Here is a 13297-nt window from a genome sequence, read left to right on the forward strand (position 1 = left end):
CTGCCCGTGAGCGGCTTGTTTATTACCCTGGAAGGCCCCGAAGGCGCGGGCAAGAGCACCAACCGCGAATACCTGGCGCAGCGTCTGCGCGAGCAGGGGCTGGACGTGGTGCTGACCCGTGAACCCGGTGGTACGCCCGTGGCCGAGCAGATCCGCGAGCTACTGCTGGCGCCCAGTGACGAGAGCATGGCAGCTGATACCGAGCTGCTGCTGATGTTCGCTGCCCGTGCCCAGCACCTGGCCCAGGTGATCCGGCCGGCCCTGGCGCGCGGCGCGGTGGTGTTGTGCGATCGCTTCACCGATGCCACCTACGCCTACCAAGGTGGTGGTCGTGGCCTGCCGGTGGAGCGCATCGCCATTCTGGAAAACTTCGTTCAGGGCGAGCTACGTCCGGACCTGACCCTGGTCTTCGATCTGCCGATTGAGGTCGGCTTGGCACGCGCTGCTGCGCGCGGTCGCCTGGACCGCTTCGAGCAAGAGGGCCAAGCGTTCTTCGAAGCGGTGCGTCAGGCTTATCTTGAGCGCGCCAAAGGTGAGCCACAGCGTTACAGCATTGTCGATGCTGGCCAGTCCCTGGACGCCGTACAGCGGGCCATCGACGGTTTGCTGCCGGGCATCCTGGAGCGTTGCCGTGGCTGAGGCCTACCCCTGGCAGCAGTCGCTCTGGCAGCAGTTGGCCGGTCGTAGCCAGCACGCCCATGCCTACCTGCTGCATGGGCCGCAAGGTATTGGCAAACGCGCCCTGGCCGAGCGGCTGATGGCGCGTTTGCTGTGCCAGCAACCGCAGGGGCTTGATGCCTGTGGCCAGTGCAAGTCGTGCCTGCTGCTCAAGGCTGGTAGTCACCCGGACAACTTTATCCTTGAGCCGGAAGAGGCGGACAAGCCGATCAAGGTCGATCAGGTCCGTGAGTTGGTGGCGTTCGTCGTGCAAACGGCGCAGTTGGGCGGGCGCAAGGTGATCTTGATCGAGCCGGTGGAGGCGATGAATATCAACGCCTCCAACGCTTTGCTGAAAAGCCTGGAAGAGCCCTCTGGCGATACCGTATTACTGCTGGTCAGCCACCAACCCAGTCGCTTGTTGCCAACCATCAAGAGCCGCTGCCAGCAGGTCACCTGCCCGCAACCAAGCCTGGCCCAGAGCCAGGCCTGGCTGGCCAGCGCTCTGCCTGACAGTGACGAGGTCGAGCGCGAAGAGCTGCTGACCCTGGCGGCCGGTTCACCGCTGATGGCGGTCAGCCTACAGGCGCAGGGTGTACGCGATCAGCGTGCACTGGTCACTGATGGGGTGAAGAAGCTGCTCAAGCAGCAACAGTCCCCCAGCCAGCTGGCCGAGGCGTGGAATACTGTGCCGTTGCTGCAACTGTTCGACTGGTTCTTCGATTGGTCGCAGTTGATCCTGCGTTATCAATTGACCCAGGACGAGGAGGGGTTAGGCTTGGCTGATATGCGCAAGGTGGTGCAGTACCTCGCGCAGAAGAGCCGGCAGGGCAAGGTCCTGGAGATCCAGGCGTGGATCCTTGAACAGCGCCAGAAGGTGCTGGGCAAGGCCAACCTTAATCGCGTGCTGTTGCTGGAAGCCTTGCTGGCCCATTGGGTCCAATTGCCAGGCGCCCGGTAATTTTTCTTAGATTTCTTTTTGTGTGTCGTGCTCCCATGCTCGTAGATTCCCATTGCCACCTCGACCGTCTTGACCTCAGCGCCCATCAGGGCTCGCTCGATGCCGCCCTGCAAGCTGCCCGCGAGCGCGGCGTGGGCCACTTTCTGTGCATTGGTGTCAGCGCTGATAACGCTGGGGCAGTGAAGGCGCTCAGTGAGCAATATGCCGACGTCGATTGTTCGGTGGGAATCCATCCGCTCGATCTGGCGCCGGGCGAGACGCCTGCGCTTGACTGGTTGCTCAAGGAGCTGGCGCACCCGCACGTAGTGGCGATCGGCGAAACTGGCCTGGATTATCACTACGAGCCTGAGGCCGCTGAGTTGCAGCAGGCGTCTTTCCGCCTGCACCTGGAAGCGTCGCGCCAGACCGGCAAGCCGGTGATCGTCCACACCCGCGCGGCGCGGGCTGACACCTTGGCATTGCTGCGCGAGGTCAATCTGCCACAAGCCGGCGTGCTGCACTGCTTCACCGAAGACTGGGAGATGGCCAAGGCCGCGTTGGACCTGGGTTACTACATCTCGTTGTCCGGCATCGTCACCTTCCGCAATGCCGATGCCCTGCGTGAGGTGGCTCGCCAGGTGCCGGCTGATCGTCTGCTGGTGGAAACCGATTCGCCGTACCTGGCGCCGATTCCCCACCGCGGCAAGCCGAATCTGCCGCAGTACGTGCGTGAAGTGGCTGAATACATCGCCTCGCTGCGCGGTGTCAGCTATGAGCATTTGGCTGAGCAGACCACCGGTAACTTCAAGCGGTTGTTCCCGCTAGCCCGGGTTGCGTGATTCCTGCGGCCGTTAACGCCGGTCGAGCGGTTATCGCCACCCCTGGAGCGGGCTTGCCCGCGATGAGGCCAGAGCAAACACTACACAGCAGCACCTGCCCATCCTCCCTGTAAACAGCCCAAAAAAAACCCGGGTTCTGGGGGGGGAATCCGGGTTAAGACCATTAGGAGTAAAACAAAGGTACGCGGTCCCTGAGCACCTTTATCGGCGCGCCACTTGGGGGGATGCGCCGCGCCAACACTTCAAGTATTGGTCAGGTTTGGCGCACTGCCAGCGACAGCTGGTCGTTTTTTAAACAGATTTGGAATACGTGCGGGATCCATAGCGCATTCAGTGCATGGCAATTCGCCGAATATGTCGAAGTGTTTCGTCGATGACCCACTCTGGAGTGTAGAAATGCGGTGATAAGCGCACACCGCCGCCGCGTTTTGCACAGATCACGCGTTGCTCGCTCAGCTGCTGGAAAACCCAGCCACTGTCATGCCCATCAATGGCGAATGTCACGATGCCGGCCCGGCGTCCTGGCTCACGCGGGGTAAGCAACATTACCCCTGGGATAGCCGAAAGCCCCTCAAGCAATTGCTCGATGCGCCGCTGTAGCTGCTGTGCAACGCAGTCCATGCCCACTTCCTCAAGCAGCGACAGGCTAGCTTCCAGCGCACAAGCACCGAGCATGTTCGGGCTGCCGCACTCGAACCGACGTGCGCTGCGGGCGACTTGCCAGTGTTCACGCTCGAAATCGCCTAGATGTTCCAGCATGTGCCAGCCATAGGCGTGCAGCTTGAGGCGTGGTCGCAGCGCCGCCCGGCAGTAGAACACCCCGAGCCCCTCAGGCCCGAGCATCCATTTATGGCCATCAGCCATGGCAAAGTCGCATTGATACTGCTGCACATCGAAGGGCAGGGCGCCGATCTGCTGGATGGCATCGACGCAGAACAGCACGCCACGTAGCTGACAGGCCTGGCCCAGGCGGGCCAAGTCCAGACGCAAGCCGCTGGCAAACTGTACAGCGCTGACCGCCAGCAGGCGGGTGTGCTCAGTGCAAGCGGCCAGCAGCGCCGTTTCTGGCTCGTCGTCGCCAGCGAGCCTGACCTGAATCACCTGCACGCCCTGATCGGCCAGGGCTTGCCAGACGATTCGGTTGGAAGGGAACTCTTCGTCGCTGATCACCACCTGATCGCCCACCTGCCAGTCGAGGCCGAATGCCACCAGCGAGAGCGCCTCGGAAGTGTTCTTCACCAGCGCTATATCGCCTGAGCTTGGGGCATTGATCATCCGCGCCAGGCGCTGGCGCAAGCGCCGCTCGGTAGCCAGCCACTGCGGGTACTCGCTGGCGCCTAGGCAAACGTTGTCGCGGGCGAAGCGCGCCACCGCGTCGGCACTGCGTCTAGGCCACGGCGCCACGGCGGCATGGTTCAGATAGCACAGGCCCGGGGCCTGCTCGAACTCATCGTGAAACATAGACATGGTTGGATGATCCGTGCAATTTCCTGCAAGTTAGGCATAATAATCGGCTTCGATTGTCAACCAGTCCTTCCTATGCAGAAAGAACCTCGTAAGGTCCGTGAGTTTCGCCGCCGCGAACAAGAGATCCTCGATACCGCCCTCAGGCTGTTCCTCGAACAGGGTGAGGACAGCGTCACCGTCGAGATGATCGCCGACGCCGTGGGTATCGGCAAAGGCACGATCTACAAGCACTTCAAATCCAAGGCAGAGATCTACCTGCGCCTGATGCTCGACTACGAGCGTGACTTGAACGGCTTGTTGCATTCGGCCGATGTCGACCGCGACAAAGAGGCCCTGTCGCGTGCCTATTTCGAGTTTCGCATGCGTGATCCGCAGCGCTACCGCTTGTTCGACCGCTTGGAAGAAAAGGTGGTCAAGGGCAACCAGGTGCCGGAGATGGTCGAGGAGTTGCACCGCATCCGCGCGTCCAACTTCGACCGCCTGACCCAGCTGATCAAGGGCCGTATCAGCGAAGGCAAGCTTGAAGACGTACCGCCGTACTTCCATTACTGCGCAGCCTGGGCCTTGGTCCACGGCGCCGTGGCGCTTTATCACTCGCCGTTCTGGAGCAATGTCCTGGAAGATCAGGAAGGCTTCTTCCAGTTCCTGATGGACATCGGTGTGCGGATGGGCAACAAGCGTAAGCGCGACCCAGAACCGGCCAACTGAAGGTCTTTGCCGGCATCCGTCCGGCGCGCTCCGATATGGAGGCTTGCAAAAACCTGATTTATGAGTCAGGTTTTGCACGCCCCATTCTTCCATTCCGGAGTCATCCATGATCGTCGATCGTCAAGGCAGGCGCTTTCGCAACCTGCGGGTCAGCCTTACGGGTGCCTGCAATTACGCCTGTACCTATTGTGTGCCCGCCGGCAAGCGCCTGGTGGCAGCGCAGGATGAGCTTAGCGGCCAGGCACTGGCCCGAGGCGTGGCCTATCTGGTGGAGGCGGCAGGGATCGAGCGGCTGCGCATCACCGGCGGTGAACCGCTGATCAGCCCGCGGCTGGAAGCCTTCCTCGATTCACTAGCCGGGCTGGGCCTGCAGGATGTCTCTCTGACCACCAACGGTCAGCTGCTTGCGCGCAAGTTGCCGCTGCTGCGCGCGGCGGGTATCCGCCGCCTGAACGTCTCCCTCGACACCTTGGATGCTGGCAAATTCCGCCAGATTGCCCGGGGCGGTGATCTGGCCAGTGTTCTCGATGGCATGGACCAGGCGCGTGCGGCGGGCATGAGCATCAAGGTCAACATGGTGCCCATGCGCGGGCAGAACCTGAATCAGGTGCTGCCGTTGCTCGAATACTGCCTGGCTCAGGGGTACGAACTGCGTTTCATCGAGCTGATGCGCATGGGGCACCTGGCGCGTGACGGCAATGCCTTCTTGCAGCAGTTTGTCAGTCTGGAGCAGCTGCTGGCGCTGATTGGCCAGGCGTATGATTACCAGCAGGCCAGTGCCGCCCTGGATGCCACTGCCTTGCGCTACCAGATCCCGGGCAGGGGCCATTTTGGAGTGATCGCCAACGAGAGCGTGCCGTTCTGCCGTACCTGCTCGCGCCTGCGCTTGTCCTCCACGGGCTGGCTGCATGGCTGCCTGTCCTCGGGCAATCGTCATTTCATCGGCGATCTGCTCGACAAGCCGCGCCATCAAGCGCTGCCGGCGCTGCAGCGCTTGCTGGTCAAGGCCCTGGCAGACAAGCAGGACATGGCGTTTTCCGGGGGGGTGACGGTGATGAAGGTGATCGGCGGCTGACTCTGGCGCAAAAGCTGCATCTGGCGGCTATTCGCCGGTTTTTCGTCACCGGTTTCTGGAGGAAAGATGCGTAGCCTGGTCTTGCTGCTGGCGCTGATGGCGTTGGGCGGCTGCATGAATGTCAGCGATATGGGCGAAGGTGTCCGTTATCACATGAGCGATGCGGGGTTGCTCGACCACAGTGATACCCAGCGTAATCTGTCGATTCGTTTGCAGCCCGACTCATTCATCTTCATTGGCCAGGGCGCATTCGTGCCACCCGGCAAAGGCCCAGTGCCAGGGCAGAATGTGGTGGCCGAAGAAGCCTTCAAGAGCTTCGTCGAATACTTCCCGCTGGTGCGTCGTGCCCAAGGCCCTCTTGGCTTGGAAGAGGCGATTGCCGAGGCGCGCTCGGTGGGCGCGCACTATGTGTTGTACACCCGCTTCGCTCGAACCGATGACCGCATCGGCAATGGCGATCAATGGTATGACGAGCAGGCAGTGGATCGCCTGGGTTGGGATACCGGCGTGGTCCAGCTGATGTTGATCGAGACCAGCACTCGCTATCTGGTCGACACTGCCCGCATCAAGAGCCGTGGCGGTTTGTTGACGTTCCACGACAACGCCCCGCAGGATTTGCTCGCGGCCCCCATGCGCGAGTACGCTCGTAGTCTGTTAGGCATGAGCCGCTGATAGGAGAGGGTGATGACCGATTCCGCCAAGGCCAATGATCTGCTGGCGCAGATCCCCAAGGCGAAAGGACCGGCGCCGGTGCATCTGTGGAATCCGGATTTCTGCGGCGATATCGACATGCGCATCGCCCGTGATGGCACCTGGTACTACCAAGGCACGCCGATCGGCCGCAAACCCATGGTGCGCCTGTTCTCCACCATCATTCGCCGCGATGGCGACGCTTACTTTCTGGTAACTCCAGTGGAGAAAGTGGGCATCCAGGTGGATGACGTGCCGTTCGTTGCGGTGACGCTGGAGGTGCTGGGCAGTGGCGAGCAGCAGGTCCTGCGCTTTACCAGTAACGTCGACGACCAGGCCGAGGCGGGTGTCGATCATCCGCTGCGGGTGCAGGTCGATCCTGCGACCCAGGAGCCATCGCCCTACATTCTCATGCGCACCAACCTCGAAGCGCTGATTCACCGCAATGTGTTCTATCAGTTGGTGGAGCTGGCGGTGCCGCGTCAAATCGATGGCCAAGAGTGGCTTGGGGTATGGAGTCACGGCCAGTTTTACCCGATTGGGCGTGTTGACTGATATCGACGTGTTTTACTGACGGCCTCCCGTTTTTCTCTGAATTGGCCAATTGTCGCTGCAGTCCCTGGGCATAACCTGGGCGCAGTCATGGCGTCGTGCTGGGCGCGGTGGTGTCCAAGCTGAACGAAAAGCAGGAGAAAACCTACAAGGCGAGGCAATACTGGCACGAAGCGCCGGGGACCGTGCACAGCGTTTCGCGCAATGCCAGTGTGAGCCAGCCGGCCAAGTTGCTGGTGTGGAGCCTGGTCGATCAAGGCAAGCCCGTCATTGAGCCGCTGAAGTAAGCCAAGCCCGCGACAGAAATGAAAAAACCTCCAGTGCTTGCGCATCTGGAGGTTTTCAATGTTTGGCTCCGCGACCTGGACTCGAACCAGGGACCCAATGATTAACAGTCATTTGCTCTACCGACTGAGCTATCGCGGAATCTGCGGCTATCTTACTGATTGGAAAGGGGAAGTCAAGCCTGCTCCCCCTTAACAATCAATCAGTTACAGCACTTCTACGATGGCCTTGGTGACCACGTGGATATTGCTTTGGTTCAGCGCTGCGACACAGATGCGGCCGGTATCCAAAGCATAGATGCCGAACTGATCCTTCAGGCGCGCTACCTGCTCGGCGGTCAGGCCCGAGTAGGAGAACATGCCGCGCTGGCGACCGACGAAGCTGAAGTCGGTTTTCGCGCCGTACTGGCTCAGCAACTCGACCATCTGCTTGCGCATGCCGTGGATGCGCTCGCGCATCTCGCCCAGCTCCGCTTCCCACATTTGACGCAGCTCAGGGCTGTTCAGCACGGTGGCAACGATGGTCGCGCCGTGGGTTGGCGGGTTGGAGTAGGTGGTGCGAATCACCCGCTTGACCTGCGACAGCACGCGGCTGCTTTCGTCTTTCGACGCGGTCACGATCGACAGCGCACCGACGCGCTCGCCATACAGCGAGAACGACTTGGAGAACGAGCTGGAAACGAAGAAGTCCAGGCCGGATTCGGCAAACAGGCGCACGGCGAAGGCGTCTTCGGCGATGCCATCACCAAAGCCCTGGTAGGCCATGTCGAGGAATGGCACGTGTCCTTTGGCCTTGACCACTTCCAGGACGTTTTTCCAGTCGTCCAGGCTCAGGTCGACGCCAGTCGGGTTATGGCAGCACGCGTGCAAGACGATGATCGAGCCCGCTGGCAGGTTGTTCAGGTCTTCGAGCATGCCGGCGCGGTTGACGTCGTGGCTCGGCGCATCGTAGTAGCGGTAGTTCTGCACTGGGAAGCCAGCGGTCTCGAACAGCGCGCGATGGTTCTCCCAGCTTGGATCGCTGATGGCGACGACGGCGTTGGGCGACAGGCGCTTGAGGAAGTCGGCGCCAATCTTCAGAGCACCGGTACCGCCCACTGCCTGCACGGTCACTACACGGCCTGCGGCCAGCAGCGGCGACTCGGCGCCGAACAGCAGTTTCTGCACGGCCTGGTCGTAGGTGGCGATACCGTCGATCGGCAAGTAGCCGCGCGAGGCATGCTGGGCGGCACGCTGGGTTTCGGCTTCGATTACCGCGCGCAGCAGCGGGATACGGCCTTCCTCATTGCTGTAAACGCCCACACCCAGGTTGACCTTGTCGGTACGTGGGTCGGTGTTGAAAGCTTCGTTGAGGCCCAGGATAGGGTCGCGGGGTGCCAGCTCGACAGCGGAAAACAGGCTCATTGTTACCTTGGCTCTGAATGGAGTGTGATAGGACGTGCACGCTCCAGCCGAATGCACTGAAGCGGTGCACAAACGGGGAGTCAGTATAGTGATACCCATCGGTCACTGCGACAGTCTGGCGCAGCTTTTCCGGCGTTTTTACCGAATTTTTTTCAACCATTGGTCGAATTGCCAGGTCCACTGACACATACACTCACTCAGCTAACCTGAAAGCGATTCTGAAAGGGCTCATTTCGGTATAGACTACTGGCTATATTTACAGTTGCTCGAGGTCAGACATGTCCGAGTTCCAGCTCGTCACCCGTTTCCAGCCGGCCGGCGACCAGCCCGAGGCCATTCGCTTGATGGTCGAGGGCATCGAGGCCGGGCTATCGCACCAGACCCTGCTGGGTGTGACCGGCTCGGGCAAGACCTTCAGCGTGGCCAACGTCATTGCGCAGGTGCAGCGCCCGACCCTGGTGCTGGCGCCGAACAAGACCCTGGCCGCCCAGTTGTATGGCGAGTTCAAGGCGTTTTTCCCGAATAACGCAGTCGAGTACTTCGTCTCCTATTACGATTACTACCAGCCCGAAGCCTACGTACCCTCGTCGGATACCTTCATCGAGAAGGACGCCTCGATCAACGACCATATCGAGCAGATGCGCCTGTCGGCGACCAAGGCGCTGCTCGAGCGGCGTGATGCGATCATCGTTACCACCGTGTCCTGCATCTACGGTCTGGGTAGCCCCGAGACCTACCTGAAAATGGTTCTGCACATCGACCGCGGCGACAAGCTCGACCAGCGTGCGCTGCTGCGCCGCCTGGCTGACCTGCAATACACCCGCAACGAAATGGACTTTGCCCGGGCCACCTTCCGCGTACGTGGCGATGTGATCGACGTGTTCCCGGCCGAATCTGACCTGGAGGCGATCCGCATCGAGTTGTTCGATGACGAGGTGGAGAACATTGCCGCCTTCGATCCATTGACCGGGGAGGTGATCCGCAAGCTGCCGCGTTTCACCTTCTACCCCAAAAGCCACTACGTCACCCCACGCGAAACCCTGCTCGAGGCGGTCGAGGGCATCAAGGAAGAGCTCAAGGAGCGCCTTGAGTACCTGCACAAGGCCAACAAGCTGGTCGAAGCCCAGCGTCTGGAGCAGCGTACGCGCTTCGATCTGGAGATGATCCTTGAGCTGGGCTACTGCAACGGCATCGAAAACTACTCGCGCTACCTGTCCGGGCGTCCGGCTGGTGCGCCGCCACCGACCCTCTACGACTACCTGCCCGCTGACGCCTTGCTGGTGATCGACGAGTCCCACGTCAGCGTTCCCCAGGTCGGCGCCATGTACAAGGGTGACCGCTCGCGCAAGGAAACCCTGGTGGAGTATGGTTTTCGCCTGCCATCGGCGCTGGATAACCGGCCGATGCGTTTCGATGAGTGGGAATCGGTCAGCCCGCAGACCATCTTCGTCTCGGCAACCCCAGGCCCGTACGAGGCCGAACATGCCGGCCGGGTAATCGAGCAGGTAGTACGCCCGACTGGCCTGGTCGATCCACTGGTCGAGGTGCGTCCGGCGCTGACCCAGGTCGATGACCTGCTGTCGGAAATCGGTAAGCGGGTCGCGGCGGGTGAGCGCGTGCTGGCAACCACACTGACCAAGCGCATGGCCGAAGACCTGAGCGATTATCTAGCCGATCACGACGTGCGCGTGCGCTACCTGCACTCGGATATCGACACGGTCGAGCGGGTCGAGATTATCCGCGATCTGCGTCTGGGTACTTTCGATGTTCTGGTGGGGATCAACCTGCTGCGTGAAGGCCTGGATATGCCGGAGGTGTCGCTGGTGGCCATCCTCGATGCCGACAAGGAAGGCTTCCTGCGCTCCGAGCGTTCGCTGATCCAGACCATTGGCCGCGCCGCACGTAACCTCAACGGCAAGGCGATCCTGTATGCCGACAACATGACCGGTTCGATGCAGCGCGCCATCGATGAGACCGAGCGCCGCCGGGCCAAGCAGATCGCCTTCAACGAAGCCAACGGCATCGTGCCCAAAGGTGTGGTCAAGGATGTCGCCGACATCATGGAAGGCGCCAACATCCCGGGTGGGCGCAGCAAGAAGCGCAAAGGCATGGCCAAGGCGGCCGAAGAGAGCGCCCGCTACGAGGCCGAACTGCGTACCCCTGGCGAGATCACCAAGCGTATCAAGCAGCTGGAAGAGAAGATGTTCCAGCTTGCCCGCGACCTGGAGTTCGAGGCCGCCGCGCAATTGCGCGACGAGATCACCAAGTTACGTGAGCGCTTGATTACCAGTTGATCGGCAAGCGACACGCCCCTGTAGGCGCGCGCTTGTGCCGTGGTAGCGCCTACCTGGGCGTCGCCTTTGTCAGCAATGAGGCTATCGCGGGCACGTCCGGCCCTACACGATTAGCAGCGTTTGACGGTCGGATCACAAGTGACGATCGCGCCATTGCTGGAGCCAGGTGCCTGCTCCCTGCTAACATCCTGCCTTTGTTTCATCTTTCGTTCGAGACTCTCCATGACCACCGTTCGCACGCGTATCGCGCCATCGCCCACCGGCGACCCCCATGTCGGCACCGCCTACATCGCCCTGTTCAACTACTGCTTTGCCAAGCAGCACGGCGGCGAGTTCATCCTGCGCATCGAAGACACCGATCAGCTGCGCTCGACCCGTGAGTCGGAACAGCAGATCTTCGACGCTCTACGCTGGCTGGGCATCGAGTGGAACGAAGGCCCGGACGTCGGTGGCCCGCACGGCCCTTACCGGCAGAGCGAGCGTGGCGAGATCTACGCCAAGTACGCCAAGGAGCTGGTCGACGCCGGTCATGCCTTCTACTGCTTCTGCACCGCCGAAGAGCTCGACCAGATGCGCGCCGAGCAAATGGCCCGTGGCGAAACCCCGCGTTATGACGGTCGCGCGCTGAAACTGAGCGCCGAGGAAGTACAGCGCCGCCTGGCCGCGGGCGAGCCGCACGTGATTCGCATGAAGGTGCCGAGCGAAGGCGTCTGCGTGGTGCCGGACATGCTTCGCGGCGATGTCGAGATCCCGTGGGACCGCATGGACATGCAGGTTCTGATGAAGAACGACGGCCTGCCGACCTACTTCCTGGCCAACGTGGTCGATGACCACTTGATGGGCATCACCCACGTGTTGCGTGGCGAAGAGTGGCTGCCCTCGGCGCCCAAGCTGATCAAGTTGTACGAGTACTTTGGCTGGGAGCAGCCCAAGCTGTGCTACATGCCGCTGCTGCGTAACCCGGACAAGAGCAAGCTGTCCAAGCGCAAGAACCCGACCTCGGTAACCTTCTACGAGCGCATGGGCTTCATGCCTGAGGCCATGCTCAACTACCTCGGGCGCATGGGCTGGTCGATGCCCGACGAGCGTGAGAAGTTCTCCTTGGCGGAAATGGTCGAGCACTTCGATCTGTCGCGCATCTCCCTGGGTGGCCCGATCTTCGACATCGAGAAACTGTCCTGGCTCAACGGCCAGTGGCTGCGTGATCTGCCCGTCGAAGAGTTCGCCGCACGCGTGCAGAAATGGGCCTTCAACAGCGACTACATGATGAAGATCGCCCCCCACGTGCAGGGCCGGGTCGAAACCTTCAGCCAGATCGCCCCGCTGGGTGGTTTCTTCTTCGAAGGGGGGCTCAAGCTCGATGCCAAGCTGTTCGAGCACAAGAAGCTCTCGGCAGACCAGGTGCGTCAGGTCATCCAGCTGATCCTGTGGAAACTCGAAAGCCTGCGCCAGTGGGAAAAAGAGCGCATCACCGGTTGTATCCAAGCCGTGGTCGAAGCCCTGGAGCTGAAGTTGCGCGACGCCATGCCATTGATGTTCGCTGCCATTACCGGCCAGGCGAGCTCGGTCTCGGTGCTCGATGCCATGGAAATCCTGGGCCCTGACCTGACCCGCTTCCGTCTGCGCCAGGCGCTGGATCTGCTCGGCGGCGTGTCGAAGAAAGAAAACAAAGAGTGGGAAAAGCTGCTGGCGAACATCGCCTGAACCACCCAGTAACATTTGCGTGGGAGCGTGCTTGCCCCGCGATTGCAATGGCAAATCCACCATCGCAATCGCGGAGCAGGCCGCAACTGCACGATAAAACCCCTGCAGCGATGGGGCAGGGCGGTAAGTGATTGTTATCTGTGAAAAAAATTTTGATTAATTTCAAAAATTAGTTTGACAGCTCAGCAATCCGCTCTTAATATGCGCCCCGTCCACAGCGATGAACGAAACGAAGCGCCAGGCACCCAGCCGGCGATTCCAGTTCAAAGCGACATTCGTGGGGCTATAGCTCAGCTGGGAGAGCGCCTGCATGGCATGCAGGAGGTCAGCGGTTCGATCCCGCTTAGCTCCACCAAATTCCGATTCTCAGTCTGCCAAGGCGACTGGGGATGAAATCCGGATTAAGCTCCGGGTTTCAAGGTAGAAGGTTCGTCCCCTTCGTCTAGTGGCCTAGGACACCGCCCTTTCACGGCGGTAACAGGGGTTCGAGTCCCCTAGGGGACGCCAGTATTACACAAGCGATGTTTCAGGATGTCGCTGGGCCGCGAGGCTAGAAATCTGGGGCTATAGCTCAGCTGGGAGAGCGCCTGCATGGCATGCAGGAGGTCAGCGGTTCGATCCCGCTTAGCTCCACCAATTTGCCAGGATTCGTGAAAACGGATCTCTACGAAGGTTGTAATGTC

Annotated in this window: 11 protein-coding genes, 4 tRNA genes and 1 pseudogene; 13 read left to right on the forward strand and 3 right to left on the reverse strand. The window is 60.9% G+C overall.

The window, feature by feature from the left end; all coding sequences use genetic code 11:
* Nucleotides 1–6 precede the first annotated feature (6 nt).
* The 3 genes from tmk to ACI2JX_RS01425 are packed head-to-tail and all read left to right on the forward strand — an operon-like array spanning nucleotide 7 to nucleotide 2436.
* The gene (gene tmk / locus ACI2JX_RS01415) at nucleotides 7–639 is read left to right on the forward strand and encodes a dTMP kinase (protein WP_404689190.1); all 633 of its coding nucleotides are present in this window, start codon (nucleotides 7–9) and stop codon (nucleotides 637–639) included.
* Nucleotides 632–1618 carry a DNA polymerase III subunit delta' gene (locus ACI2JX_RS01420; protein ID WP_404689191.1) on the forward strand — a complete coding sequence of 329 codons (987 nt, stop codon included), beginning with the start codon at nucleotides 632–634 and terminating at the stop codon, nucleotides 1616–1618. The genes tmk and ACI2JX_RS01420 overlap by 8 nt, the downstream gene beginning before the upstream one ends.
* A gap of 35 nt (nucleotides 1619–1653) precedes the next feature.
* A complete protein-coding gene (locus ACI2JX_RS01425) occupies nucleotides 1654–2436 on the forward strand; it encodes a TatD family hydrolase (protein WP_404689192.1) in 783 nt (260 codons plus the stop codon).
* A 330-nt stretch (nucleotides 2437–2766) separates the two neighbouring features.
* On the opposite strand, the gene ACI2JX_RS01430 is transcribed toward ACI2JX_RS01425, so the two are convergent.
* Nucleotides 2767–3903: an aminotransferase class V-fold PLP-dependent enzyme gene (locus ACI2JX_RS01430; RefSeq protein WP_404689193.1), complete on the reverse strand. Its 1137-nt coding sequence runs from the start codon at nucleotides 3901–3903 to the stop codon at nucleotides 2767–2769.
* Between the two features lie 72 nt (nucleotides 3904–3975).
* On the opposite strand from ACI2JX_RS01430, the gene ACI2JX_RS01435 reads away from it, so the two are divergent.
* From ACI2JX_RS01435 to ACI2JX_RS01455, 5 genes and pseudogenes are all read left to right on the forward strand, one after another.
* Nucleotides 3976–4611 carry a TetR/AcrR family transcriptional regulator gene (locus ACI2JX_RS01435; protein WP_264236960.1) on the forward strand — a complete coding sequence of 212 codons (636 nt, stop codon included), beginning with the start codon at nucleotides 3976–3978 and terminating at the stop codon, nucleotides 4609–4611.
* A 106-nt stretch (nucleotides 4612–4717) separates the two neighbouring features.
* On the forward strand, nucleotides 4718–5686 hold the full coding sequence (locus ACI2JX_RS01440) for a GTP 3',8-cyclase MoaA (protein WP_404689194.1): 969 nt from the start codon (nucleotides 4718–4720) through the stop codon (nucleotides 5684–5686).
* Between the two features lie 66 nt (nucleotides 5687–5752).
* The gene (locus ACI2JX_RS01445) at nucleotides 5753–6358 is read left to right on the forward strand and encodes a DUF4823 domain-containing protein (RefSeq protein ID WP_186556859.1); all 606 of its coding nucleotides are present in this window, start codon (nucleotides 5753–5755) and stop codon (nucleotides 6356–6358) included.
* A gap of 12 nt (nucleotides 6359–6370) precedes the next feature.
* The gene (locus ACI2JX_RS01450; RefSeq protein ID WP_404689195.1) at nucleotides 6371–6931 is read left to right on the forward strand and encodes a DUF1285 domain-containing protein; all 561 of its coding nucleotides are present in this window, start codon (nucleotides 6371–6373) and stop codon (nucleotides 6929–6931) included.
* Between the two features lie 95 nt (nucleotides 6932–7026).
* Nucleotides 7027–7215 (forward strand): annotated as a pseudogene (locus ACI2JX_RS01455) (cupin domain-containing protein); the annotation flags it as partial.
* Nucleotides 7216–7278: 63 nt separating this feature from the next.
* On the opposite strand, the gene ACI2JX_RS01460 reads toward ACI2JX_RS01455, so the two are convergent.
* Together ACI2JX_RS01460 and ACI2JX_RS01465 are read right to left on the reverse strand one after the other, a co-directional pair.
* A tRNA-Asn gene (locus ACI2JX_RS01460) sits at nucleotides 7279–7354 on the reverse strand.
* A 65-nt stretch (nucleotides 7355–7419) separates the two neighbouring features.
* Nucleotides 7420–8616: an amino acid aminotransferase gene (locus tag ACI2JX_RS01465; RefSeq protein ID WP_186556855.1), complete on the reverse strand. Its 1197-nt coding sequence runs from the start codon at nucleotides 8614–8616 to the stop codon at nucleotides 7420–7422.
* Between the two features lie 278 nt (nucleotides 8617–8894).
* Between ACI2JX_RS01465 and uvrB the strand changes: the two genes are divergently transcribed.
* The 5 genes from uvrB (at nucleotide 8895) to ACI2JX_RS01490 (ending at nucleotide 13250) form a co-directional block, all read left to right on the forward strand.
* Nucleotides 8895–10910 carry an excinuclease ABC subunit UvrB gene (uvrB, locus tag ACI2JX_RS01470; RefSeq protein ID WP_264236963.1) on the forward strand — a complete coding sequence of 672 codons (2016 nt, stop codon included), beginning with the start codon at nucleotides 8895–8897 and terminating at the stop codon, nucleotides 10908–10910.
* A 222-nt stretch (nucleotides 10911–11132) separates the two neighbouring features.
* Nucleotides 11133–12614, forward strand: coding sequence for a glutamate--tRNA ligase (gltX, locus tag ACI2JX_RS01475; protein ID WP_404689196.1), 1482 nt, complete (start codon nucleotides 11133–11135; stop codon nucleotides 12612–12614).
* Nucleotides 12615–12893: 279 nt separating this feature from the next.
* Nucleotides 12894–12969: transfer RNA gene (locus ACI2JX_RS01480), tRNA-Ala, on the forward strand.
* 76 nt (nucleotides 12970–13045) lie between these two features.
* Nucleotides 13046–13121 (forward strand) — tRNA-Glu (locus tag ACI2JX_RS01485).
* 53 nt (nucleotides 13122–13174) lie between these two features.
* A tRNA-Ala gene (locus ACI2JX_RS01490) sits at nucleotides 13175–13250 on the forward strand.
* Nucleotides 13251–13297: the final 47 nt, after the last annotated feature.

Source organism: Pseudomonas sp. NPDC088890, assembly GCF_044900155.1.
In the GTDB taxonomy this organism is placed as follows: Bacteria; Pseudomonadota; Gammaproteobacteria; order Pseudomonadales; family Pseudomonadaceae; genus Aquipseudomonas; species Aquipseudomonas urmiensis.